General features: G+C 39.8%; 39 protein-coding genes. 5 read left to right on the top strand and 34 right to left on the bottom strand.

Annotated elements, in window-relative coordinates; all coding sequences use genetic code 11:
* Positions 1-131: 131 nt before the first annotated feature.
* From rplQ to rplC, 29 genes are all read right to left on the bottom strand, one after another.
* Positions 132-638, bottom strand: coding sequence for a 50S ribosomal protein L17 (gene rplQ / locus D7322_RS12175; RefSeq protein ID WP_077438110.1), 507 nt, complete (start codon positions 636-638; stop codon positions 132-134).
* A gap of 128 nt (positions 639-766) precedes the next feature.
* The gene (locus D7322_RS12170) at positions 767-1,759 is read right to left on the bottom strand and encodes a DNA-directed RNA polymerase subunit alpha (RefSeq protein ID WP_077438111.1); all 993 of its coding nucleotides are present in this window, start codon (positions 1,757-1,759) and stop codon (positions 767-769) included.
* A gap of 96 nt (positions 1,760-1,855) precedes the next feature.
* Positions 1,856-2,464, bottom strand: a complete 609-nt coding sequence (rpsD, locus tag D7322_RS12165) for a 30S ribosomal protein S4 (protein WP_108636193.1) — start codon at positions 2,462-2,464, stop codon at positions 1,856-1,858.
* Between the two features lie 60 nt (positions 2,465-2,524).
* Positions 2,525-2,914 (bottom strand): 30S ribosomal protein S11, encoded by a 390-nt coding sequence (rpsK, locus tag D7322_RS12160; RefSeq protein ID WP_046674885.1) that lies wholly within the window; start codon positions 2,912-2,914, stop codon positions 2,525-2,527.
* 10 nt (positions 2,915-2,924) lie between these two features.
* Entirely contained in the window at positions 2,925-3,302 is a 378-nt protein-coding gene (rpsM, locus tag D7322_RS12155) for a 30S ribosomal protein S13 (protein ID WP_077438113.1), read from the bottom strand.
* A 28-nt stretch (positions 3,303-3,330) separates the two neighbouring features.
* Entirely contained in the window at positions 3,331-3,447 is a 117-nt protein-coding gene (ykgO, locus tag D7322_RS12150) for a type B 50S ribosomal protein L36 (protein ID WP_013665024.1), read from the bottom strand.
* Between the two features lie 45 nt (positions 3,448-3,492).
* Positions 3,493-3,711, bottom strand: coding sequence for a translation initiation factor IF-1 (infA, locus tag D7322_RS12145; RefSeq protein WP_002997456.1), 219 nt, complete (start codon positions 3,709-3,711; stop codon positions 3,493-3,495).
* A 74-nt stretch (positions 3,712-3,785) separates the two neighbouring features.
* The gene (gene map, locus D7322_RS12140; RefSeq protein WP_077438114.1) at positions 3,786-4,568 is read right to left on the bottom strand and encodes a type I methionyl aminopeptidase; all 783 of its coding nucleotides are present in this window, start codon (positions 4,566-4,568) and stop codon (positions 3,786-3,788) included.
* A gap of 9 nt (positions 4,569-4,577) precedes the next feature.
* A complete protein-coding gene (gene secY / locus D7322_RS12135) occupies positions 4,578-5,915 on the bottom strand; it encodes a preprotein translocase subunit SecY (protein WP_046674882.1) in 1,338 nt (445 codons plus the stop codon).
* Positions 5,916-5,918: 3 nt separating this feature from the next.
* On the bottom strand, positions 5,919-6,365 hold the full coding sequence (rplO, locus tag D7322_RS12130) for a 50S ribosomal protein L15 (RefSeq protein WP_121124474.1): 447 nt from the start codon (positions 6,363-6,365) through the stop codon (positions 5,919-5,921).
* A gap of 119 nt (positions 6,366-6,484) precedes the next feature.
* On the bottom strand, positions 6,485-6,664 hold the full coding sequence (rpmD, locus tag D7322_RS12125) for a 50S ribosomal protein L30 (RefSeq protein ID WP_045753985.1): 180 nt from the start codon (positions 6,662-6,664) through the stop codon (positions 6,485-6,487).
* Positions 6,665-6,669: 5 nt separating this feature from the next.
* Positions 6,670-7,188 (bottom strand): 30S ribosomal protein S5, encoded by a 519-nt coding sequence (gene rpsE / locus D7322_RS12120; RefSeq protein WP_121124473.1) that lies wholly within the window; start codon positions 7,186-7,188, stop codon positions 6,670-6,672.
* 12 nt (positions 7,189-7,200) lie between these two features.
* Positions 7,201-7,554 carry a 50S ribosomal protein L18 gene (rplR, locus tag D7322_RS12115; protein WP_077438115.1) on the bottom strand — a complete coding sequence of 118 codons (354 nt, stop codon included), beginning with the start codon at positions 7,552-7,554 and terminating at the stop codon, positions 7,201-7,203.
* A gap of 5 nt (positions 7,555-7,559) precedes the next feature.
* Positions 7,560-8,114 (bottom strand): 50S ribosomal protein L6, encoded by a 555-nt coding sequence (gene rplF / locus D7322_RS12110; RefSeq protein WP_077438116.1) that lies wholly within the window; start codon positions 8,112-8,114, stop codon positions 7,560-7,562.
* A gap of 21 nt (positions 8,115-8,135) precedes the next feature.
* Entirely contained in the window at positions 8,136-8,534 is a 399-nt protein-coding gene (gene rpsH, locus D7322_RS12105) for a 30S ribosomal protein S8 (protein WP_077438117.1), read from the bottom strand.
* Between the two features lie 137 nt (positions 8,535-8,671).
* Positions 8,672-8,941, bottom strand: a complete 270-nt coding sequence (rpsN, locus tag D7322_RS12100) for a 30S ribosomal protein S14 (RefSeq protein WP_028071569.1) — start codon at positions 8,939-8,941, stop codon at positions 8,672-8,674.
* Complete coding sequence (gene rplE, locus D7322_RS12095; protein WP_046674875.1) at positions 8,934-9,503, bottom strand: 50S ribosomal protein L5; 570 nt, start codon at positions 9,501-9,503, stop codon at positions 8,934-8,936. Before rplE ends, rpsN begins: the two co-directional genes overlap by 8 nt.
* Positions 9,503-9,850 (bottom strand): 50S ribosomal protein L24, encoded by a 348-nt coding sequence (rplX, locus tag D7322_RS12090; RefSeq protein WP_104385211.1) that lies wholly within the window; start codon positions 9,848-9,850, stop codon positions 9,503-9,505. Before rplX ends, rplE begins: the two co-directional genes overlap by 1 nt.
* A gap of 2 nt (positions 9,851-9,852) precedes the next feature.
* Complete coding sequence (gene rplN, locus D7322_RS12085; protein WP_104385212.1) at positions 9,853-10,221, bottom strand: 50S ribosomal protein L14; 369 nt, start codon at positions 10,219-10,221, stop codon at positions 9,853-9,855.
* A 1-nt stretch (position 10,222) separates the two neighbouring features.
* On the bottom strand, positions 10,223-10,477 hold the full coding sequence (rpsQ, locus tag D7322_RS12080) for a 30S ribosomal protein S17 (RefSeq protein WP_028071573.1): 255 nt from the start codon (positions 10,475-10,477) through the stop codon (positions 10,223-10,225).
* A 14-nt stretch (positions 10,478-10,491) separates the two neighbouring features.
* Positions 10,492-10,710, bottom strand: coding sequence for a 50S ribosomal protein L29 (gene rpmC, locus D7322_RS12075; protein WP_077438119.1), 219 nt, complete (start codon positions 10,708-10,710; stop codon positions 10,492-10,494).
* Between the two features lie 92 nt (positions 10,711-10,802).
* The gene (gene rplP / locus D7322_RS12070) at positions 10,803-11,225 is read right to left on the bottom strand and encodes a 50S ribosomal protein L16 (protein WP_046674870.1); all 423 of its coding nucleotides are present in this window, start codon (positions 11,223-11,225) and stop codon (positions 10,803-10,805) included.
* 62 nt (positions 11,226-11,287) lie between these two features.
* Positions 11,288-12,079, bottom strand: coding sequence for a 30S ribosomal protein S3 (gene rpsC / locus D7322_RS12065; protein ID WP_077438120.1), 792 nt, complete (start codon positions 12,077-12,079; stop codon positions 11,288-11,290).
* 11 nt (positions 12,080-12,090) lie between these two features.
* A complete protein-coding gene (gene rplV, locus D7322_RS12060) occupies positions 12,091-12,525 on the bottom strand; it encodes a 50S ribosomal protein L22 (RefSeq protein ID WP_077438121.1) in 435 nt (144 codons plus the stop codon).
* Positions 12,526-12,531: 6 nt separating this feature from the next.
* Entirely contained in the window at positions 12,532-12,798 is a 267-nt protein-coding gene (rpsS, locus tag D7322_RS12055) for a 30S ribosomal protein S19 (RefSeq protein ID WP_002997495.1), read from the bottom strand.
* Positions 12,798-13,625: a 50S ribosomal protein L2 gene (gene rplB / locus D7322_RS12050; RefSeq protein ID WP_077438122.1), complete on the bottom strand. Its 828-nt coding sequence runs from the start codon at positions 13,623-13,625 to the stop codon at positions 12,798-12,800. Before rplB ends, rpsS begins: the two co-directional genes overlap by 1 nt.
* A gap of 6 nt (positions 13,626-13,631) precedes the next feature.
* Entirely contained in the window at positions 13,632-13,922 is a 291-nt protein-coding gene (gene rplW / locus D7322_RS12045) for a 50S ribosomal protein L23 (RefSeq protein ID WP_077438123.1), read from the bottom strand.
* A gap of 1 nt (position 13,923) precedes the next feature.
* A complete protein-coding gene (rplD, locus tag D7322_RS12040) occupies positions 13,924-14,553 on the bottom strand; it encodes a 50S ribosomal protein L4 (protein WP_070570413.1) in 630 nt (209 codons plus the stop codon).
* 5 nt (positions 14,554-14,558) lie between these two features.
* Positions 14,559-15,176, bottom strand: coding sequence for a 50S ribosomal protein L3 (gene rplC / locus D7322_RS12035; protein ID WP_077438124.1), 618 nt, complete (start codon positions 15,174-15,176; stop codon positions 14,559-14,561).
* Between the two features lie 341 nt (positions 15,177-15,517).
* Here rplC and D7322_RS12030 point away from each other — a divergent pair, with 341 nt between their 5' ends.
* Positions 15,518-15,988 (top strand): DinB family protein, encoded by a 471-nt coding sequence (locus tag D7322_RS12030; RefSeq protein ID WP_121124472.1) that lies wholly within the window; start codon positions 15,518-15,520, stop codon positions 15,986-15,988.
* 198 nt (positions 15,989-16,186) lie between these two features.
* Here D7322_RS12030 and D7322_RS12025 read toward each other — a convergent pair whose 3' ends face one another.
* On the bottom strand, positions 16,187-17,140 hold the full coding sequence (locus D7322_RS12025; RefSeq protein WP_121124471.1) for a helix-turn-helix transcriptional regulator: 954 nt from the start codon (positions 17,138-17,140) through the stop codon (positions 16,187-16,189).
* Positions 17,141-17,189: 49 nt separating this feature from the next.
* On the bottom strand, positions 17,190-17,402 hold the full coding sequence (locus D7322_RS29245; protein ID WP_121124470.1) for a DUF2750 domain-containing protein: 213 nt from the start codon (positions 17,400-17,402) through the stop codon (positions 17,190-17,192).
* Between the two features lie 270 nt (positions 17,403-17,672).
* Between D7322_RS29245 and D7322_RS12015 the strand changes: the two genes are divergently transcribed.
* The 4 genes from D7322_RS12015 (at position 17,673) to D7322_RS12000 (ending at position 20,992) form a co-directional block, all read left to right on the top strand.
* Positions 17,673-18,656, top strand: coding sequence for an AraC family transcriptional regulator (locus tag D7322_RS12015; RefSeq protein ID WP_121124469.1), 984 nt, complete (start codon positions 17,673-17,675; stop codon positions 18,654-18,656).
* A 44-nt stretch (positions 18,657-18,700) separates the two neighbouring features.
* Positions 18,701-19,126 carry a hypothetical protein gene (locus D7322_RS12010; protein ID WP_121124468.1) on the top strand — a complete coding sequence of 142 codons (426 nt, stop codon included), beginning with the start codon at positions 18,701-18,703 and terminating at the stop codon, positions 19,124-19,126.
* 288 nt (positions 19,127-19,414) lie between these two features.
* Complete coding sequence (locus D7322_RS12005; RefSeq protein WP_121124467.1) at positions 19,415-20,032, top strand: fibronectin type III domain-containing protein; 618 nt, start codon at positions 19,415-19,417, stop codon at positions 20,030-20,032.
* 150 nt (positions 20,033-20,182) lie between these two features.
* Positions 20,183-20,992, top strand: coding sequence for a hypothetical protein (locus D7322_RS12000; protein WP_147430389.1), 810 nt, complete (start codon positions 20,183-20,185; stop codon positions 20,990-20,992).
* Positions 20,993-21,110: 118 nt separating this feature from the next.
* Here the strand turns inward: D7322_RS12000 and D7322_RS11995 are convergent, their stop codons facing one another.
* From D7322_RS11995 to D7322_RS11985, 3 genes are all read right to left on the bottom strand, one after another.
* A complete protein-coding gene (locus tag D7322_RS11995; RefSeq protein ID WP_121124465.1) occupies positions 21,111-21,527 on the bottom strand; it encodes a hypothetical protein in 417 nt (138 codons plus the stop codon).
* Between the two features lie 110 nt (positions 21,528-21,637).
* On the bottom strand, positions 21,638-22,264 hold the full coding sequence (locus D7322_RS11990; protein WP_121124464.1) for a response regulator: 627 nt from the start codon (positions 22,262-22,264) through the stop codon (positions 21,638-21,640).
* Positions 22,257-24,218 carry a tetratricopeptide repeat-containing sensor histidine kinase gene (locus tag D7322_RS11985; RefSeq protein WP_121124463.1) on the bottom strand — a complete coding sequence of 654 codons (1,962 nt, stop codon included), beginning with the start codon at positions 24,216-24,218 and terminating at the stop codon, positions 22,257-22,259. The genes D7322_RS11990 and D7322_RS11985 overlap by 8 nt, the downstream gene beginning before the upstream one ends.
* Between the last annotated feature and the right edge of the window lie 197 nt (positions 24,219-24,415).

Below are 24,415 nucleotides of genomic sequence, written 5' to 3'. Positions count from 1 at the left end.
AAATAGCTAGTAATAGAAAAAGCTATCAGATTTTAGCATTACAAATATATCAGTTAAAACGGTAGGAATGGTCATAAAATAAAAAAAGTCCTCTTAAAAAGAGGACTTTTTTATTTGTAACGGGATCAATATTATTCTCCGTCAACTTTTTCTTCACCTTCTACTTCAGCTTTTACTTCAGCAGGAGCTTCAGTCTCAGCAGGAGCAGCAGCTTTTTTAGCACCACCACGACGACGAGTAGCTTTTTTCTCAGCAGCAGCAGCTTTTTTACCGTAGATTTCGTTGTAATCAACTAGCTCGATGAAAGCCATTTCTGCGTTATCACCCAAACGGTTTTCCATTTTGATGATACGGGTGTAACCACCTGGACGGTTAGCCACTTTTTCAGAAATTTCGCGGAACAAGATAGAAACTGCGTCTTTATCTTTTAAGTAAGCGAATACTGTACGACGAGAGTGTGTTGTGTCGTTTTTAGATTTAGTAATCAAAGGCTCAACGTATGTACGCAATGCTTTAGCTTTAGCTAAAGTCGTAGTGATACGTTTGTGTAGGATTAATGATGTTGCCATGTTAGCCAACATTGCTTTTCTATGGCTATCCGTACGGCCTAAGTGATTTACTTTTTTTCCGTGTCTCATTTTGATTTTATTATACTATATATACCGTTCTTGTTTTAACTAGATTGCTAGACTTTTAAAAGCAATGCTCATCTTATCCCGCAATCCATGTCAAGAGGAATTACATATAGTGGTCGCTTAATAAATTATTATTCTTCGTCTAATTTATATTTCGCTAAGTTCATTCCGAATGATAAACCTTTAGATTTAACCAATTCCTGGATTTCGCTTAACGATTTTTTACCGAAGTTTCTGAATTTCAACATATCAGCTACGTCGTAAGTTACCAACTCAGCTAACGTACGAATATCAGCAGCTTTCAAACAATTCAATGCACGCACTGAAAGGTCAAGATCCACTAATTCCGTTTTCAGAATCTTACGCATGTGCAAGATCTCCTCATCGACAACTTTAGTTTCTTCTTTTGTTTGAGACTCAAGAAGCATATTCTCATCGGAGAATAAGATAAAGTGTTGAATTAAGATCTTAGCAGCCTCTTTCAAAGCTTCTTCGGGGTGAATTGAGCCATCTGTAGAAATGTCCAACAACAATTTCTCGTAGTCAGTTTTTTGCTCTACACGGTAATTCTCAATGGTATATTTAACATTCTTGATCGGAGTAAAGATCGAATCGATAGCGATAACACCTACTGGCGCGTCAGTCACTTTATTCTCATCTGCATTTACATATCCACGACCTTTAGCAATACTCAATTCCAATTCAATTGTCACTGCGTTATCCATGTTACAGATTACTAAGTCTGGATTTAAGACAGTAAAGTTATTAGAGAATTTTGTGATATCACCAGCTAAGAATTGCTCTTGACCATTGATTACTACAAATACCTTTTCGTTGTCGCCAATCTCACCTGTTTTTTTGAAACGGATCTGTTTCAAGTTCAAGATAATCTCAGTTACGTCTTCAACAACACCTTTGATCGTTGAAAATTCGTGCGAAACGCCAGAAAACCTTATCGACGTAATTGCATATCCTTCTAACGAGGACAATAGAATACGGCGCAAAGCATTACCAATGGTTACACCAAAACCAGGCTCCAATGGACGAAATTCAAACGTACCATCAAAATCCGTAGATTTTTGCATGATAACTTTATCCGGTCTTTGAAATGCTAAAATTGCCATTTATTTTCTTTTAATGTTTTATTTGTAATAATAATTGTAATACAACAGAAAGATGCATACCCCAAAAATGGACTATGCATACTTCTATTTTATTTATTATTTAGAGTATAACTCAACGATTAAGTTCTCTTTGATGTTTTCAGGAATATCAGATCTTTCTGGATAGCTTAAGAAAGTACCTGTCAATTCTTTCGCATTCCACTCTAACCAAGAAAATTTGTTTACAGTACGACCTGCAACTGAATTTGTGATGGCTTCAAGAGTTTGAGAACGTTCACGAACTGCTACAACGTCACCTGGACGCAAGCTATATGATGGAATGTTAACAACACTTCCGTTAACAGTAATGTGTTTGTGAGATACCAACTGACGAGCAGCGGCACGAGATGTAGCGATACCTAAACGGTAAACTACGTTGTCCAAGCGAGCTTCTAATAATTTCAAGAAGATCTCGCCTGTAATACCTTGTTTAGAGGAAGCTTTAACAAATAGGTTTGCGAATTGACGCTCTAATACACCGTAAGTGTATTTTGCTTTTTGTTTTTCTAACAACTGAATAGCATATTCAGATTGTTTACCTCTGCGTTTAGAAGCTCCGTGTTGTCCAGGAGGGTAATTTTTCTTTTCTAACGCTTTATCAGGGCCGAAGATCGGCTCTCTAAATTTACGGGCAATTTTGGACTTAGGTCCTGTATATCTAGCCATTTTCTTTTACAATTAAAGTATCTATCAGCCTATAGCCGATGAATCTTATCTTTAAATTAATTAAACTCTTCTGCGTTTTGGAGGACGACAACCGTTGTGAGGAAGTGGTGTGATATCTTTAATAGTAGTCACATCGATTCCTACAGTTTGTAATGTTCTGATTGCAGATTCGCGACCAGCACCAGGTCCTTTAACAAACACTTCAACTTTGCGTAAGCCCAAGTCATGAGCAACTTTTCCACAGTCTTGCGCAGCTTGACCAGCAGCATATGGAGTATTCTTTTTTGAACCACGGAACCCCATTTTACCGGCACTAGACCAAGAAATAGTTTGTCCTTGGTTATTAGTCAAAGTTACAATGATATTGTTAAACGTTGCGTTAATGTGAGCCTGACCAACAGGTTCGATAACAACGATACGCTTTTTTGCAGCTTTTTTAGTTTTAGCCATTTCTTATTTATTATTTAGTAGCTTTTTTCTTGTTTGCAACTGTCTTACGTTTACCTTTACGAGTACGTGAGTTGTTTTTAGTACGTTGACCACGAACCGGTAAGTGTTTACGGTGACGCAATCCACGGTAACAACCGATATCCATTAAACGTTTGATGTTCAATTGGATTTCTGAACGCAATGCACCTTCTACTTTCAATTCATCGTTGATGATGCTACGAATTGCTGCCAATTGTTCATCATTCCACTCTTGTACCTTCACATCTTCGCTGATACCAGCTTTTTCCAAGATATATTGAGCTCTTGTACGACCGATACCAAAAATATAGGTAAGGCCGATCACACCTCTTTTGTTTTTAGGTAAATCAATACCTGCTATCCTTGCCATATAATATTAAGCTATTATTTTTAATGAATTAACCCTGACGTTGTTTAAACTTCGGGTTCTTTTTGTTGATTACAAAAACTTTACCTTTACGACGGATGATCTTACAGTCCGCGCTACGTTTTTTTATTGATGCTCTTACTTTCATGATATTTATTTTTTCAAAAGCTTGCGCTAATTAAAGGGCTTACGACTATTTATAGCGGTAAGTAATCCTTCCCTTAGTCAAATCATACGGAGACATTTCCAATTTAACTTTATCCCCAGGTAAAATTTTGATATAGTGCATACGCATTTTACCAGAAATATGGGCAATGATTTCATGCCCATTTTCCAATTCTACCCTAAACATAGCATTAGAAAGTGCCTCTCTAATTATACCGTCTTGTTCTATTGAGGCTTGTTTAGCCATATATTCTCGATTAAATTTAATTTAAAAGCCTGCGAACAGGAGTGCAAAGATAAATAAAAATAATTGAAAACCAACTACTTTTTACTCAAAACTTTCTCTACATGTTCGAATGTCAGCAACACATCTGGTTCTCCTTTTCGGATAGCAACCATCTGTTCGAAGTGCGCCGATAATTTCCCATCTACTGTACTTACTGTCCAACCATCGTCCCAAAAACGAACACCCGCACGTCCCGCATTGATCATCGGCTCGATACAAATAACCAAACCTTCTTCCAACTTCGGGCCTGCACCACGTTTTCCATAATTTGGAACTTCTGGTTTTTCATGTAAATGATATCCAACGCCATGTCCGACCAATTCGCGCACAATTCCAAAACCGAATTTGCTCACGTACTCTTGGACTGCAGAGGAAATATCCCCAACACGTTTACCGGCCACAGCCTGTTCAACACCTTTGTACAATGATTCCTTTGTGACATCCAACAACAATTGGGCTTCCTCAGAAATCTCACCGACACCGAAAGTGTAAGCTGAATCACTGATAAAACCGTTCAAATTGACCCCCCCGTCGACTGAAACAAGATCACCATCTTTAATTTCATAATCGCTGGGAAAACCGTGCACAATCTGATCGTTGACAGAGATACACAAAGAGTATGGAAATCCATGGTAATTTAAGAACGCCGGCGTACCGCCATTATCATGAATATACTCATAAGCTAATTTATCAAGAGATATAGTTTTTACCCCAGGTTTAATCACTTTTGCGATTTCACCAAGCAATTGCGAAAGCACATCTGCTGACTTCCGCAATTGCTCTATATCATCTGCTGACTTATAAAATACTTTAGACATCTAAAGAAATTAAATTGCCGAATGATCCATTCCCTCAACAGACGCGGCCGAACGACCTTTAATACGACCTGTTTTCATCAATCCATCGTAATGACGCATCAATAAATGAGATTCGATCTGTTGCAAAGTATCCAACACCACACCCACTAAAATCAATAAGGACGTACCTCCGTAGAAGTGTGCAAATTGATTATTAATACCAAACAAACTTGCAATAGCAGGCAGAATAGCAATAATCGCTAAGAAAATTGCACCTGGAAATGTAATATTTGATATTACGCGGTCTATAAAATTACTAGTTTCCAATCCCGGTTTAATACCCGGAACAAAACCTCCGTTTTTCTTCATGTCATCTGACATCTGTTGTGGATTAACCATGATCGCTGTATAGAAGAAAGTAAATGCGATAATTAACACCGCAAAAGTCACGTTGTACGCTACAGAAGTATAGTTACTCAACGAAGTCAAAAATTCCGACTGAAGATTTGGGAAGAACTGTCCTAAACTCATTGGCACAAACATGATCGCCTGTGCAAAAATGATCGGCATTACACCTGCAGCATTTACCTTTAAAGGTATATACTGACGTACTCCACCGACTTGCTTGTTTCCAACAATTTTCTTTGCGTATTGTACAGGAATCTTACGAACCCCCTGTACGATCAAGATCGTAAAGATCACGACGAAGAACAAAGCTACAAATTCAAGCAACAATGGAATTGGACCACCACCACCTTTCGCCATTCTAGAAACCCATTCCGCAGTGATACCACTTGGCAATTGAGCGATAATACCAGTCATGATGATCAAAGAAATACCATTACCGATACCTTTATCCGTAATTTTTTCTCCTAACCACATCACAAATAAAGTACCGCCTGTCAAAACTATGGCAGTCAGAATAGTGAACAATGGGTCTGCGATTGTTTTAGCACTTGGCTCGATCTGAGTACGTACATAAGCAAAAGCCTGAAGCAAAGTAATCCCTAATGTTAAATAGCGAGTAATCTGATTCATTTTTTGACGACCACTTTCCCCTTCTTTCTGCATCTTTTGGAAGTAAGGAACCGCGATGCCCAGCAATTGAACAACAATGGATGCCGAGATATATGGCATTACCCCTAAAGCAAAGATAGCCGAACGAGAGAATGATCCCCCCGCAAACATATCCAATAAGCCCAATAAACCCTCTTTTTGACCGGAAGCCAAAGCATGAGGATTTACACCTGGTAATACCACGTGACATCCAATACGGTAAATCAAAAGAAAAAGTAAGGTATTTAGAATACGCGTACGTAAATCATCGATTTTCCAAATATTGGTTAAGGTTGTGATTAGTTTCTTCATTTATTAAATTTTAACGATAGAACCGCCTGCAGCTTCAATAGCTTTTTGAGCAGAAGCAGTAAACGCGTGCGCTGTTACTTCAACTTTAGCTTTCAATTCACCGCGCCCCAAGATTTTTACTTTGTCATTTTTAGACACTAATCCATGAGCTTTCAATGCATCGAAATCTACAGCTGTCAAATTGAATTTCTCGATCAACGCTTGCAAAGTATCCAGGTTGACACCATTGTACTCCACACGGTTGATGTTTTTGAAACCAAATTTAGGTACACGACGTTGCAAAGGCATCTGACCACCTTCGAAACCAATTTTCGTAGAGTGACCTGAACGAGAACCAGCCCCTTTGTGACCACGTGTAGAAGTACCACCACGACCAGAACCAGTACCACGGCCAATACGTTTGCTACTTTTTACTGCACCTTTTGCAGGTTTTAAATTACTTAAGTTCATTTTTAAACTAAATTGTGCTAGCCCTTCGCTCTCACTAAACAGGTACTAGCGATTAAAAAATAATTATTATTAATAACAAGTAATGGAAAGAGCCCAAAGACCCCTTCCATATGCTAATATTAAATAGTTTCGATAGCTACTAAATGGTTTACTTTACGTACCATTCCAATGATTGCTGGAGTAGCTTCAACTTCTACTGAGTGGTTGATTCTTTTCAAACCCAATGCCTCAATAGTTTTCTTTTGGCGCTCGCTTCTGTCGATAACGCTCTTTATCTGGGTGATTTTGATTTTTGCCATGATAATTAACCGTTAAATACTTTATTCAAATCGACACCGCGGTGTTGTGCCACTGTATATGCATCACGCATGTTTGCTAAAGCAGTTACAGTTGCTTTTACCACGTTGTGTGGGTTAGAAGAACCTAATGATTTAGCCAATACGTCTTTGATACCAGCAGACTCCAATACTGCACGCATTGCACCACCTGCCAAAACTCCTGTACCGGCAATAGCTGGTTTAACCAAAACTGAACCACCAGAATATTTACCATATTGCTCGTGAGGAACAGTACCTTTGATTACAGGAACTTTCACCAAATTTTTCTTAGCGTCGTCGATACCTTTAGTAATTGCCTCAGTTACCTCTTTAGCTTTACCTAAACCGTAACCAACAATACCGTTTTCATCACCTACTACAACAATTGCAGAGAAGCTGAAAGTACGACCACCTTTAGTAACTTTCGCTACACGTTGGATACTTACTAAGCGATCCTTTAATTCGATTTCGCTTGATTTTACTCTTTTTATATTGCTTAATGCCATTTCTTTCTATGATTAAAAGTCTAAACCGCCTTCGCGAGCACCTTCAGCCAAAGATTTGATACGGCCATGGTATAAGTACCCATTACGGTCAAAAACTACTTTATTAATACCTGCTGCTAATGCTTTCTCAGCAACCAATTTACCTACAGCTTTAGACTGCTCAACTTTGTTACCAGATGCAACAAATTCTTTTGACAAGCTAGATGCAGCAACTAATGTTTTACCTGCATTATCGTCAATGATTTGTGCATAGATACCTTTGTTACTTCTAAAAACCGATAAACGTGGACGTTCAGACGTTCCAGCAAGGTTTTTTCTGATTCCTTTTTTGATTCTCTCTCTACGAGATGCTTTTTGTCCTGCCATGATTATTATTTTTTAGCTGATTTACCTGCTTTTCTTCTCAACACTTCACCTTCAAACTTGATACCTTTTCCTTTGTAAGGTTCTGGTTTACGGAAGCCACGGATTTTAGCCGCTACCTGACCGATCAATTGTTTGTCAGCACATTCTAAAGTGATTGTAGGGTTTTTACCTTTTTCAGCAGTAGTTGATACTTTAACCTCTTTTGGCAATACAAAGACAATCTGGTGAGAGAAACCTAAAGTTAACTCTAATACGTTACCAGTACTTGTCGCACGGTAACCTACACCGACTAACTCTTGCGTAGTTTTGTAACCTTCAGTCACACCTTGAACCATGTTAGCCAACAGGGAACGGTATAGACCGTGTAATGCTTTGTGTTTCTTTTGATCAGTTGGACGTGTTACGACGATGTTACCTTCTTCTTGAGCAACATTGATGTCACGATCAACTTGTTGTGTTAATTCGCCTTTAGGACCTTTTACTGATACTAAGTTTTTGTCTGAAATAGTAACAGTTACCCCTGCAGGGATAGCGATAGGCGCTTTTCCAATTCTTGACATTTCTTTGTGTTTTTACCTAGATTAATAAACGTAACATAAAACCTCGCCACCAACATTTTGAAGTCTAGCTTCTTTGTCTGTCATTACACCTTTAGATGTTGACAAGATAGCGATACCTAAACCATTCAAAACACGAGGCATAGTTTCAACACTTGCATACTTTCTTAAACCAGGTTTACTCACACGTGTCAACGTACGAATAGCCGGAATTTTGCTAATTGGGTTATATTTCAATGCGATTTTGATCGTACCCTGTACGCCATTCTCATCGAATTTGTAATTAGCAATGTAACCTTTGTCAAAAAGAACTTTAGTAATTTCTTTTTTAAGGTTCGATGCAGGAATTTCAACAACCCTGTGGTTGGCCTTGATGGCATTCCTTACTCGTGTAAGGTAATCCGCAATTGGATCTGTAGTCATTATATATGAAATTTGCGACAGCGGTTTCCCTCCCAACCATTGGTCTGGGACCTGCTATCTGTTAAACAATTTTAAAATGCAAAAACCCGGCAATCCTATGTAGAATTGCCCGGGCAAAATTAAGTATTTTTTTTAAATTACCAAGAAGCTTTTTTCACCCCTGGGATCTTGCCATCTAAAGCCATCTCACGGAAAGTTACACGAGAGATACCGAATTGACGCATATATCCTTTAGGACGACCAGTCAATTTACAACGGTTGTGTAAACGTACCGGAGAAGCATTTTTAGGTAATTTATCTAATGCAACGTAATCGCCAGCAGCTTTTAATTCTGCACGTTTTGCCGCATATTTAGCTACCAATTTAGCGCGTTTTACTTCGCGTGCTTTTAATCCTTCTTTAGCCATTGTTATTAGTATTTTGATTTTTAAATGGTAAACCGAATTGCTTCAACAATTCTAAAGCTTCAACATCATTTTGAGCAGAAGTCACAAAAGTGATATCCATACCTTGGATCTTGTTGATTTTATCAATGTTGATCTCAGGGAAAATGATTTGTTCAGTGATACCTAAGTTATAGTTACCACGTCCGTCGAAACCTTTATCGTTGATACCGCGGAAGTCACGAATACGTGGAAGCGATACGGCTACCAAACGATCCAAGAATTCGAACATGTTGTTATCACGTAAAGTAACACGTGCCCCTACAGGCATACCTTTACGTAATTTAAAGTTTGAAATATCTTTTTTCGATTTCGTAGCAACGGCTTGTTGACCTGTAATTAAAGTCAATTCAGCGATAGCGTTATCGATTAATTTTTTGTCAGCTGTTGCAGCTCCTACGCCTTGTGAAACAACGATTTTCTCAAGTTTGGGAACCTGCATAATACTTTTATACTGAAATTTTTCTTGAAGTGCTTTACGGATTTCCTCCGCATATTTCACTTTTAATCTTGGTACGTAAGTCATTATTTAATTTCCTCCCCTGATTTTTTAGCGTAACGAACTAATTTACCATCTGCATTTAACTTACGGCCTACACGGGTAGTTTCACCTGTTTTAGGATCGATAACAGCTAAATTAGAGATGTGAATACCAGCTTCTTTCTCAATGATACCACCATTAGGATTAGCTGCACTTGGTTTAGTGTGTTTTTTTACGATGTTAGCGCCTTCAACGATAGCTCTATTTTTATCCACTAAAACAGTTAATACTTTTCCTTGAACACCTTTAGAGTTACCAGCGATAACTTTCACTAAATCACCTTTTTTAATTTTGATTTTGTGCGTAGTCGTTTTTGTTTTCTTGATTGCCATAATTATAAAACCTCCGGTGCTAGTGATACAATTTTCATGAACTGTTTCTCACGCAATTCTCTGGCAACAGGGCCAAAGATACGTGAGCCACGTGGCTCATCATTATTATTTAATAATACAGCGGCGTTGTCATCAAAACGGATATAAGAACCATCTTTACGACGGATTTCTTTTTTCGTTCTAACTACTACTGCTTTAGAAACGGAACCTTTTTTCACGTTTCCTGAAGGCATAGCGCTTTTCACCGATACAACAATCTTATCTCCGATTGATGCATAACGCTTACGCGTACCGCCCAATACACGGATTACTAAAACTTCTTTAGCACCGCTATTGTCAGCTACATTAAGTCTTGATTCTTGTTGTACCATGTTATTTAGCTCTTTCTATAATTTCAACTAATCTCCAGTTTTTTGTTTTACTCAGCGGACGAGTTTCCATGATTAATACCGTGTCGCCGATACCGCAGGTATTAGTTTCGTCATGAGCTTTAAATTTAGTAGTTTTTTTAACGAACTTACCATAGATAGGGTGTTTTACTTTACGTTCAACAGCCACGACGATAGACTTGTCCATTTTGTTGCTAACTACTAAGCCGATTCTTGTTTTTCTTAAATTTCTTTCCATTTCGACTTTAAATTTTACGCCTCAGAGGCTGTTTCGTTTTTAGCTGCAGCTTTGCGTGCACTGATCTCTGTACTGATACGAGCGATAGTTTTGCGTGCTGCTTTGATCACGTTAGGGTTCTCAATAGCTGAAACAGCATGTGCAAATTTCAATTTTGTAAGGGCTGCTTTCTCCTCTACAAGACGAGCTGCTAAGTCCTCATTAGATAATTCTAAAATTTCTGAATTTTTCATGTTTTTTCAGTTGTTATTTGGGTTATCATCTGTTTATATATAGCGTTAGGGGTAACGGCCCTAACGCTTAAATGATGACATTACCAAGATTTTTATGCTTCAACGTAGTCTCTACGAATCACAAACTTAGTTTGAACCGGAAGTTTTTGAGCTGCAAGGCGTAAAGCTTCTTTGGCAATTTCCAAAGGCACACCTTCTGCTTCAAATAACATACGGCCTGGGCGTACTACTGCTACCCAGTATTCTGGAGCACCCTTACCTTTACCCATACGTACCTCTGCAGGTTTTTTCGTAACAGGTTTGTCAGGGAAAATACGAATCCAAACTTGACCTTCACGTTTCATATAACGTGTAACCGCAATACGAGCTGCCTCGATTTGACGGCTAGTGATCCATGCTTGCTCCATTGTTTTGATACCGAAAGAACCGAAAGCTAACTCCGCTCCACGAGAAGCGTTACCTTTCATGCGGCCTTTCTGCATCTTTCTGAACTTCGTTCTTTTTGGCTGTAACATGTTCGTATACTTTTTAAATCTGCTTCTTCAGCAGGTTTTTGTTGTAATCTAAATAAACTCTATTAATCTTTTTTCGGACCACGGTTATTTCCACCACGGTTGTTTCCACCACGGTTGTTTCCACCGCGACCACCTTTGTTACGGTTGTCACGACGTTCGCCACCACCTTCGTGGTTGCCACGTGATTTTACACCAGATGCTTGACCAATGTTTGGAGATAAGTCACGTTTACCGTAAACCTCACCTTTACAGATCCAAACTTTGATACCGATTTTACCGTATGTAGTCAATGCTTCAGCTAAAGCGTAGTCGATATCAGCACGCAATGTGTGTAAAGGAGTTCTTCCTTCTTTGTATTGTTCAGTACGTGCCATTTCAGCACCACCTAAACGACCTGAACACATGATTTTGATACCTTCTGCACCCATACGCATCGTAGAAGCGATTGAAGTTTTCATTGCACGACGGAATGAAATACGCGCCTCTAATTGCTTAGCGACACCTTCAGCTACTAACTTAGCATCTAACTCAGGGCGTTTGATCTCGAAAATGTTGATTTGAACATCCTTTTTAGTCAGTTTTTTCAACTCTTCTTTGATCTTGTCAACTTCTTGACCACCTTTTCCGATAACGATACCTGGACGAGCAGTGTGAATTGTAACAGTGATACGTTTTAAAGTTCTTTCGATAACAACTTTAGCTACACCACCTTTTGCAATACGAACAGAAAGATATTTTCTGATTTTTTCGTCTTCAACTAATTTATCGGAATAGTTTTTACCTCCGAACCAGTTAGAATCCCAACCTTTGATGATTCCTAATCTGCTACCTATTGGATTTGCTTTTTGTCCCATTTCTCAATAAATTAGTTTTGTTCAACGTTTAATTTGCTATCAACTACCAACGTAACGTGATTTGAACGTTTACGAACTCTGTATCCGCGACCTTGAGGAGCTGGACGTAATCTTTTCAATTGACGACCGCCACCTACTGATACTTCTTTTACAATTAGTTCGCTTTCTTCCACTGATTTACCTTCGTTTTTGGCTTCCCAGTTTTTGATTGCAGATAATAATAATTTTTCTACACGAGCAGCAGCTTCTTTACTAGAGTGTTTCAAAATGTATAATGCATTTTCAACACGCTGGCCACGAATTAAGTCTACCACTAAACGCATCTTACGAGGCGAAGTAGGGCAGTTCAATAATTTGGCATCCGAAGCTCCACCTTGTTGAGCTTTCTCTTGCTCTTTGCGTTGTCTAATTAAGACAGACTTTTTAAGTTTTTTTGTTGCTTCCATTACCTATTATTTTTTCTTTTCTGCGTGGCCTCTGAATGTACGCGTAGGCGCGAATTCACCAAGCTTGTGACCTACCATATTTTCTGTTACATAAACAGGGATAAATTTATTCCCGTTGTGCACTGCGAAGGTATGGCCAACAAAATCAGGTGAAATCATTGATCTACGAGACCATGTTTTGATAACTGACTTTTTGTTAGTTTCATTCATAGAAAGAACTTTTCTTTCTAAGTTGTGATCGATATAAGGACCTTTTTTAATTGAACGAGCCATTATTTTTTCCTTCTCTCAATGATGTAACGATTCGATGTTTTCTTCTTGTAACGTGTTTTGAAGCCTTTAGCTAATACACCTGTACGTGAGCGTGGGTGACCTCCTGAAGTACGGCCTTCACCACCACCCATTGGGTGATCTACTGGGTTCATCGCAACACCACGAACTCTTGGACGACGACCTAACCAACGTTTGCGACCTGCTTTACCTAACACTTGGTTAGATCTTTCATGGTTCGATACTGAACCAATTGTAGCAACACAAGTCAATAAGATCATACGTGTTTCGCCTGAAGGCAATTTGATGATGGCATATTTACCATCACGAGCAGACAATTGAGCATAAGTACCAGCCGAACGAGCAATTGAACCACCTTGACCAGGATTTAATTCAATGTTGTGGATGATAGAACCCAATGGAATGTTTGCTAATGGTAATGTATTACCAACTTCTGGGGCAACTTTATCTCCTGCAACTACAGTTTGACCAACTTGTAAACCAGCTGGAGCAATGATGTAGCGTTTTTCACCATCAGCGTAGTGCAACAATGCAATACGAGCAGTACGGTTTGGATCGTACTCAATAGTAGCTACTTTTGCAGGGATATCTTTTTTATCGCGTTTGAAATCAATTAATCGGTATACTTTTTTATGTCCCCCACCGAGATAACGCATAGTCATTTTACCGGAGTTATTACGACCACCTGATTTCTTGTTGATTTTTACTACTAACGATTTTTCAGGAACGTTTGTAGTAACATCAGAATAATCTGCGCCTATTCTGAAACGAGTACCAGGGGTTACCGGTTTGAATCTTTTAACTGCCATCTTAAATTATATAGTACTGTAAAAGTCAATAGTTTCGCCATCTTTAATCGTAATGATAGCTTTTTTATACTTAGGAGCTCTACCAGATACGAAACCTGCTTTTGTGTAACGGCTTTTCGCTTTACCTGCTACAACTGCAGTGTTTACAGCAAGAACTGTCACACCGAACATAGCTTCAACAGCTGATTTAATCTGGATTTTGTTTGCTCTGTGATCTACTTTGAAAGCGTAACGGTTTAATTTCTCCGTTAAGATAGAAGCTTTCTCAGTCAAGATAGGTTTTTTGATAATTTCCATATTACTTAGCTAATGCTTCCTCCAAAGTTTTAACAGAATCTGTTGTTAACAATAATTTTGTTGCATTTAATACATCGTATGTATTCAAATCAGAAGCAACAATAACTTTTGCTTTTTTCAAGTTTCTGCTTGATTTATAAACAATTTCATCGTAAGCTGGCAATACCAATAAGGTTTTCTCATCAGCTACGTTCAACGCATTTATTAAAGCAACATAGTTTTTAGTTTTGATCGCATCGAATTTTACTTCATCCAATACTACAATGTTATTATCTTTTGCTTTGTATGACAACGCTGATTTACGAGCTACTTGTTTCAATTTTTTATTCAATTTGAACGAGTAGTCACGAGGTTGAGGACCGAATACACGACCACCACCATTAAACAATGGAGATTTGATAGAACCCGCACGAGCACCACCAGTACCTTTTTGTTTGTGTAATTTACGAGTTGAACCCGCGATTTCATTACGTTGTTTAGATTTGTGAGTTCCCTGGCGTTGGTTCGCTAAGTATTGTTTCACATCCAAATAGATCGCATGATCGTTAGGCTCTAACCCAAATACCGACTCAGGAAGTTGCACCTTGGCACCTGTTTCTTTACCTGATAAATTTAAAACTTTAACTTCCATCTCTACTATTTGTCTACGATTACATAAGAACCTTTAGCTCCTGGAATGGAACCACTAACAACGATAAGGTTTTGCTCAGCGTAAACTTTCAACACCTGTAAGTTTTGAACTTTAACTCTGTCACCACCTGTACGACCAGCCATGCGCATACCTTTAAATACGCGTGAAGGCCATGATGAAGCACCTAATGAACCTGGAGCACGTAATCTGTTGTGCTGACCGTGAGTCGCACCACCTACACCACCAAATCCATGACGTTTCATTACACCTTGGAAACCTTTACCTTTTGAAGTACCGACTACATCTACGAATTCGCCCTCCTCGAAAAGTGTAACGTCAACTACGTCACCAAGTTGTTTTGCATCTGGGAAAGTTTTAAACTCTACCAACTTACGCTTAGGCGTTGTGTTTGCTTTCGCAAAGTGCCCTTTCAAAGGAGCTGTCGTGTTTTTCTCCTTAGCTTCATCGAAACCAAGTTGAATTGCCGAGTAGCCGTCCTTTTCTTCCGTACGTATCTGCGTAACCACGCACGGCCCAGCCTGAATCACTGTACAAGGAATATTCTTTCCTTCAGCGTTAAACAGGCTTGTCATTCCTACTTTTTTTCCAATAATACCTGACATGTTGTAAATTAATTAATTAAAAGTCCTTCGAAGCAGTAGGGCTTCGCTCAAGACACACTATTCCCATTAAGGGACTGCAAAGTTACAAACATTTTTATAACTGTCAAATAATTAGTGAATTATTTTTTTTGTTTTCTAATTTCCTCCTTACGCTGGTTTTATTCTCCCGATCAGACAACTCACACCACACCGCACAATTCATTCACCAAAAAAATAAAAAAACAAGATTTCATTTTCTCTACTGCCATACTGCTGTCATATCTCCGGCTAATTTTGAACTGTCTTAATAATCGAAGACAATTCATCCAGATAAAAATTTGAACACTTAAAATACGATAATCATGAAAACAGAAATCATTTCCAAGAACGAGCTGCTTGCACATTGGTTGGGCCACAGAAATTTAACAAGACAAACGATCGAAAAATTTCCGGAAGAAGCACTTTTCACGTATAAAGTAGAAGGCATGCGGACATTTGCCGAAATGATCCAGGAGCTTTTGGGTATCGCGGTTCCCGGTCTACAGGAAATTGTCGCTAACGAAAGCGGTGAACTTAACGAGAAATTCAACTATACAACCAAAGCGCAATTGTTGCAAGCCTGGGATGAAGCTACTCCGCAGATCAGCGCACTATTTGACAAAATTTCGGAAGAACGCTTCTCCGAAGAATTTAACTTATTTGGTCAATACAAGTCACCGATTATTCACAGCATACTCTATTTCATTGACAACGAAATCCACCACCGTGGTCAAGGATTTGTATACCTACGTCTGCTTGGTGTCCAACCACCGTTTTTCTGGGAACGGGATTAATTGTTAGATGAGATCGGAGATTTTAGTATTACTGGTTGCAGACGCTCTACATATTATTGGCAACCTGCCAATTTATTATCATTAATATCTTAGACCTTGTTATTATATAAGGTACTTGTTCGGATTGCATCCAAAATTCCGGACAGGTACCTTTTTTAGCAATCCGACAGAGGGAGCCCCAAGCCCCCTAAACTCAGATTAAACCTGTTCGAGTGCTGCCTCCAGCAATTGCTTTACGGTTCCTTTTAGCGATTCCGGCTCTATAATCTTTCCTTTATCGGCAAACATCATGTACCAGCGTGCAAATCCACGCTCAACATGGATGCTTTCAAAGTGCATTTCAACATAACTGTCAGTAACTACTTCCTTTTGAAATCCAAAGTAATGACGATCCCATTCCATATACCTCGCCATCTCTCTGTTCACCTGAACTACCACTTTAGTTGTTGGCATCTCGTGCCGTTTATTCAGAAAAAAAGAAAGTTCGGGGTGTTCTTTTCCAAAACCATCAGCGAGCTTCCGGATATTGCTGATCCGGTCCAGACGAAATTGCCGGTAGTCATTGCGGAGTTTACAATAAGCAAGGACATACCAAAACTTACTTTCCACAAAAATACCCACCGCCTCAATCTCCCGTTTTTCTGGTGTTTTGTCTGACGGTTTGGAATAATAAATTTCCACACATTTTTTTTCCGCTATACTTTCTATAAGTGTATTTGTACCATGGGTCAATTTCTCATTGAACTGATGGCGGCCGCCTCGAACAAGAAAATTGTCACCCAACAAAGCAACATGTTCCTTTTCATTCCCTCTCAAAATAGCCTTCATCTTGAGCATAGCTGTCGTAAAATGGTGGGCGAGATTCTTATCTGTATACTTCTCAACCAATTTTTCAGCAGCGACAAAACTCAGGGCTTCCTCGCGGCTAAATTGCAGGGGCGGCATTTTATATCCTTCGACCAAGGAATAGCCATTTCCTGCTTCGCCATAAATAGGTATTCCCGCCTGCATGAGGGAGCGGATATCGCGATAGATGGTCCGCAGACTTACTTCATATTTTTCTGCCAGCGCAGCGGCAGTCACCACAGGCTTTGCTTGCAGGTGCATATAAATAGCAAGGATACGGTCAAATCTTTTCTGAATGTCGGTCATAGGGATAAAGATACGAGTTATTCATTTTTTCTAACGTAGAAAAACACGCTCAAAAGCAGGTGATGTTTAATATTTTTCCAAATTCATCACTCATATCCCGAGCAAATTCCTTTAAATTGACCACTAACCCAGCCTTTGAATCGACAGAAAACACATGAATTAAACAAGTATTTTGTTCAATCAACTCTATCACGTCATTCTTAAACCCAACTAAAGTAATTGCTTTAGGCGAATAATCTGGCCATTGTTTGACTGCTGACAATAATGCCTATTCTGAGAATGACCAAAAACGAGTAAAGAAGTCGCTAAAGAGATAAATTCTTGCTCCGCAACTGGATTTACTACGGCCTGATTGAAAAAATTAGATATAAAGCGAATAGGGCGGGGATCAATATCATCGTCCTTTTGAATTCCATTCGTCCCTCCTGTTCACACTGTCCTTTAAAAAGAAAATAATCTTTGAACACCATTAAGTTGCTTACATCGAAATACTTTTGTATCTTAACGATACTAACCAATTTTTCAAAAAAATATGCTAATCAACAAAAGCATAAACCTTAAATATCCGTATCATTTAGCACAACGCCATACCGCCCCCAAAGGACTGTACTTTAATTTTCTGACGGCGGAGGATCCTATTCTTTGTACTAAAAATCAGTATATCGCCAGTAAAAAAATAGGCAGCCATACTTTTTTGGAAATAGCCGGACATTTTGAAGAAGACTGGAACTTTAATATCCGCAATAGCGAGACTACGCTCTGGCTGGCTTTCCAATTTCACGGTTCTTCTTCCATAAAAGGCTTTAGTCAAGCCACTTTAGTCCATCAGCAATACTTGGGCTACTTTAATACAGATCAAGAAATCAGCTATCAGATAAAAGCTGGTAAAGTCGCCATGATCCTGATCGGAGTTGAAATAGAAGATTCCAGCTCCTTAGCACTGGAATGGAATACCCTGCAACTGGACAGGCTACAGGTAACACAGGTATTAGCCATGGAAAAGATTGGCTACCGCATCAGAAAAGTTCTCGACCTTATCCAACAGGCCAAATCCTCGGCCTATTCATTAAGTGTCAGGCTACAATTTTATACAAGCAATATCATTGAGCTTTATCATAGGGACCTGACCGAACAGCGCAAATCGGCTCAACAGGAGGATATCTCACTCCTACATCGGGCAAAGGCCTATATCTATGCACATTATATGGATGAGGGACTAAAAGTCGATACCATCGTTAAAGCCCTTCTAACGAGCAAGACCACACTTTGCCGCGTATTTCAAGAGAACAACCTTACTGTTAATGCGGCAATTCGGACCATACGCATCTATAAAGGACGTGAAATGCTCCGTACCTCCAACGATTCCGTCGATATGATCGCTTTCAGATTACAGTTCTCGACGGCCAAATATTTTATTAAAACTTATGTCCACTACTTTGGCCACACTCCGGCCATGGAGCGCAAACTACACCCGCCGCCTATGGAACCTAAATACGCTTATAAAAGCGATGGATAAAATTTATTTTAAGCTCTTCAGAAGCTTCCTTTTCCCTTAAGGGTATGCAAAATACTCCAAGGGGGATTTACTTTACTACACTGGAGATGCAAATCTTCCTCAGGGATACGCAAAATGCTCCAAGGAAAATTCACTTTACTCCATTGGAGATGCAAATCTCTCCCAGGGGTACGAAAAATACTCCAAGGGAAATTTACTTTGCACCACTGGATGTGCAATTCTCCCTTAAGGGATCACAAAATCCTCCAGAGGGAATTTGCTTTACTCCACCGGAGGTGCAATTCTCGCTTAAGAGGTTACAAAATCTTCTAAGGAGAATTTACTTTACTCCACTGGATGCGCAATTCTCCCTTAAGGGATCACAAAATCCTCCAGAGGGAATTTACTTTACTCCACAGGAGGTGCTATTTTCCCTTAAGAGGTTACAAAATCTTCCAAGGAGAATTTACTTTACACCAGAGGGGGCGTAGTTTTCCCTCAAGGGAATTCAAAAACTCCTTAGGGGAATTTACTTTTCTCCTAAGATCAGGTCAACAAAACCTTCCCCCCAAAATATGACTCCATTCCGCAAAAAACGCCATTTTTTCAGAATATATTATTCCAATTCGATAAATAAAAGGGGTAAAATTGTCCCAAAAAGAATTTTCTGCTTTTTGCATTTTGGGACAATTTTACCCCTTCCACGTCCTCTCCACTGTCGTATGTTTGTATCGTTGCTAGCACAATAATTTATTTTAAACTTTTAACATTTAAAAATTATGAGTCAATTAACAATTAACGAAAAAGACCAGACTGATGTACAATTAATGCAGTTTGCGGAGCAGATCGCCACGAAGATGGCCCAGGAAGCTATCTTGTTCCCAACGCCGGTACCCTCATTGACAGTATTGGAATCCGCACTCGCCGCATTCCGCAACTCCGCAACTGAGGCGGCTTACAGAGATACCAGGGCAATTATGGTCCGTAAACAAAAAAGAGAGGAACTGGTCTACGTACTTAAAGAGCTCGGCAAATATGTGGATACCATCGCAGGCAACGACGACACGATCGTACTGGCGGCCGGTTTCAATATTAAAAAAACAAGCTCCTCTTATGCCGGCCTAGTGCGAAAGGCACAGCGCCCCGTTGCCGAACCAAGCCATGTAGGCAGTGGACGGATTACGCTAAAAACAGATGCCTGGCCCGGAGCGAGAATGTACCAATACCAGTACAGACACAAAGGAAGCGAACTGGAATGGACATCCCAGCTCAGCTCAAAAAGCACCTGTATCATTGAAGGCCTGGAAACATTCAGGGAATATGAATTTAGGGTCACCTATATCGGCATTGATCCGACACCAAACTACAGCGATGTGACCAGCAGCTTTGTACTGTAGTCGCTAGGGCCCACATCGCCGGCTTCCTCTGGCCTGACACGTTAAGGACTCGAGGAAGCCGCATTTTCCTGGATAAATATAAACTTCCGCCAGCGGAGGTATAAATCAACAGATACCAGCGTATAGACTACGTTAACAGAAAGAACAGATTTGGAAAAAACACCGCCATTTTCTATCTTGATGCGGGAAGGACTAAAAAGACCGGTCAAAACAGTTAAAATGGCGGTAATTCCAGATATCCATACCACTACAATTATGAAAGAAATCGTCAGAGAACACCAGCTAAGGCCAATCGTCCTCCGCTTTCACCTTGATAAGCCCCGGTCGGATTTTGAAAAAAAGGGCCTCGATGCCCACTACCTCATGCACGACCTCACCTGGGATATGCTTCAATCACTCAAAGAGCAATATCGGATACTGGAAGAGATTGATTATGAAGTAGCCGAACTTGAATATCTATTGCTGCCCATTGAACAGGACCTAGATATACTGGAAGTCATGCTTAAGATCAAAGCGCCTTCGGTCCTCCCTTTCGATGAACATGATGACGGCACAAAAATCAACATCAATATCGGGGAGTTCTTTAAGGGGGTAATCTACCACAACCAACAGATACAGGATCTCCACGATGAGGTTTCCGAAGCATACCGATGGTTTAATGCTCATTTTGAGATGATCTATGAAAAAGAAAGCTGGATAGACGAACAGCTCTGGGAGGATGTCAATCAGATCTATCACCATTATCTGGAGGCTCAGGTCGATATTGTCTCACTAGACCGTGACCAGGAGGAATTTAAAGAGGCTTTGTCCCAAGTCATCGAACTGCAAGATAGGTACAACGACTACGGACAGGTTCTATTTGCCTCCTTCAACGCGCTTCAGGCCAGATCGGAAGAATGTTACAGAAGGACCGAGATTGTCAACAAGGGACTGGATGAACTGCATAAAAACCTGAAATAGGCTTCTTACAGAGAGTTATATTTCCAAAGATTCACTCCAGCACTGGATAAAACAAAAAAAATCACATTCCAATTAGTTGGACCGTGATTTTTTTTTCTTGAATTCCTAACGAAAGTGATTATTGCTTTGTTCCCTCAAAATAAAATTCTACATCGCTGCTAGCTTCAGACTCTGTGCTTATCTGAATATTCTTATCATCAAGTTTATAGGTAATTGACCCCATGGGCCCCTGACCGGAAATATGGATATTGGATACGTTTTGTACAGGAAATGTTTTAGCAGTAGCTCTACTATAGGCCTCACCTGTTTTCACTGTCGCTTTCACTTTGCCATCATCCACCTTGGTAACATTGACAATCGCGTTAAAATATTCAGCATCACCGCCGATGACCATCTTTCCTTTAAAAGAGCCTACAATGGCATCTATTTTTCCCGAAACGATAGGTTCATTCTTATCTTTGCTACATCTGACAAAGATCATTGACACCATTGCCGCTAGGCAAAGGATCATTAGGTTTTTGTTAATTGTTTTCATCTTTTGCATATCTATATAAACAAAAGTAGATATACACAGGGGGGCGAACAATACCACGAAATAGGGTAATTTACCCTCCCAATTTTAGGGTAGTCACCACAAGCAAGGGGTTAGAGTAAATTTTCCTTAAAGAGTATTGTCAGCAGCTCAGCAGTATTTTTTACGGTAAATTTTTGAATCAGATTTTTTCGATAAGTATCTACTGTCAATGGGCTCAGGAATAGTTTTTCGGCAATTTGCGCACTTGTTTTTCCCTCTGCCAGTAACTGCAACACCTGTTTCTCGCGCATCGTCAGTGAAGGTAGTTGTCGGGATGGTGCGGCGGCTATGAGCCGTTGCGTTGCCCCACATAAGCCCATACTGCCTTGAGAAACTTTCTGAATACAGGCTATAATTTCCTCTGCATCGGCACTTTTTAGAATATATCCTGCAGCACCATTGGCAAGCATCTGCAGAATGCTATTGCGCGCCATATGATTACTAAAGCCAACGATGATAAGCTCGGGATAATTCCTTTTGAGTTCGCCACATAGATCGATACCGTTCGTATCGGGCAGGGCAATATCCAATAAGAGCAGATCTATCTGATCCTGCTTCAAAAAATCGGTCAGCGCCCGACCCAGTGAAAATCCAAGCACCCGGCCGTATGACAGATTTTCTTTTAAAAATGATTTGATTCCTTCGATGGCAATTGGATGATCATCCAAGATAGCCAATGTTTTTTGCTCCTCAGACATTGATTTCAATATTGACACTTGTTCCCGCCCCTGGCTGTGACGAGATATTCATTTTTCCATTTAAATACTCTACCCTCATTTGTACATTCTTAAGTCCCATTCCCCGTTTAGCTCCCACAACCTCCCCTACGTCAAATCCTTTGCCATTGTCATCTACACCGATCAAAAAGCCTTGCTCATTTTGTAGACATTGCACGATAATTTGATCTGCGTCCCCATGTCGAATGGCATTATTGATCAGCTCCTGAATGATACGATAAATATTCAACTGCATATTCTCCGCAATAGTGCTGGAGAGGCCATTGCACTGCAGCTCAATGACAACAGCGCCATGCTGCATCAAAGTACAGAGATCTTCTAGGGCTACCGATAACCCCGAGCGTGATAAGTTTTCAGGCATCATATTATGTGCTATCAGTCTGACATCAGAGATCATCTGATCCAGCTGAGATTTTATCCCATCCAATACCGGCAGATTGTCTTCGGAAGAGACCTGAAGTCTCATGGCAGTCAAATGCCCGCCAAGTCCATCATGCAAATCACGGGCAACCCGATGACGTTCCAGTTCCTCCCCCTCCAAGAGCGCTTTGGTCACTTGAAGTTCTTGCTGCTGTGCCAACAGTTCCAGGTCGCGTTGTGCCCTCTTCCTGTGCTGACGATATAAATAGACAGACAAGACGAGCAACAACAGCAAGACCAAAGAAAATATACCCAATATATAATTATATAAACGCTGGTTTTTCTGTTGAAGTACAGTCTCCCTCTGTTCAAACTCCAGTCTCATGATTTTCTCGTTCTTCTCAGCTGTTCTAAATCTGGTCTCCAGGCCAGCTATTTCACTTTTATAAGCCACTTGTGCCAAGCTGTCTTTAATGGCAACATGTTTCCCAAGCCATTTATAAGCATTTGGGTAATCGTTTAATTTGGCATAGGTATTAGACAAATCTTTAGCAATTTGTTGCATATTACTTGTCATATCATAAGGCATATCCCGCATGACAATCTTAAGCTCCTTCAATGCAAGTTCATATTTTCCCAAACTATAAAAGATATTAAACTTCTGATAATGCATCATGCCTATCTCATAAGGCATATTGAGCTGTTCCGCAATTTTCAGCGCTTTTTCGACGACCTGAAGCGCTTTCGGAAAATCGTTCTTTGCGCAATAATACATACTGGCTGTTTCACCATAATTCAGATGTGCCAAAGACTCCTTTAGCGTATCTAAAATTCGCTCCGATTTTAAAAGATAGGATTTCGCTAAGTTAAGTTCGCGAGATTCTACATATTCACGTGCTAAATTTAATAATGATATAGCATGTCTCTCTTTTGAAAGAGGGTATTTCTCATAGAGTTCAAGTCCTTTTTTAAAATAATAAATTCCCCTTTCTGTATCGCCGATCTCCTTAAGAGCGGAACCAATAGCCTGGTAGGATTTTGCAGCTTGATTATAATCCTTCTGTTTGATTGCTGCGGGAATTATTTTATCAATCTGGATCTGCACCATGCTTTTCCGATCATCTTTATGATCAATAATCATAGCATAATTCCACCAGGCTTTCACCCAAAATTCATAAGCTTCCTGGGTATTAAATTTCTCCAGCATAACCGCAGCCTGCCGGTAAAGCTGCTGACATTCATCGGTCTCCCCCGCGGTCATAAAAATATGTGAAGCCCGATAGTATGTATATAAAGCCTTCAGGTATGACTGCTTTGCACATAATTTTTGTGCTTCACCCAAATAGCGCAGAGCAGTGACTGAATCTTTTTTTTCGAACATCGATTGATTCGCGATCAAAAGAGCTGCTCTCGCTCTCAGGCTATCATTCTTAACGGTATTGAATACATTCCACAGACTGTCAATGGAACCGGTAGACGGTCCGCTCTGCTGTAATGCAAAAACAGATAAAAGCATGTTGCACAGCAGTATCGTAAGAAAAACAAGTTTTTTCATCTATTCAGCTTGATATTGACAGATTGGTCTATTTCTATCACACAAAATGCAAAAAAAAGATAATATATTGTTGTTTTCCGACTACATTTAATACAACTGTACTTGTTCTACCTGCTTGATAATATCATTGCCCAAATCCATCAGATCAATTAATGAAGTAAAACAAGACATAGAACCGGGATCGTTCAGATCCATAA

The sequence above is a fragment of the Sphingobacterium puteale genome (genome assembly GCF_003627955.1).
Lineage (GTDB): Bacteria > Bacteroidota > Bacteroidia > Sphingobacteriales > Sphingobacteriaceae > Sphingobacterium > Sphingobacterium puteale.
Note: the sequence above shows the minus strand (reverse complement) of the source record. Positions and strands in the feature narration are given on the sequence as shown.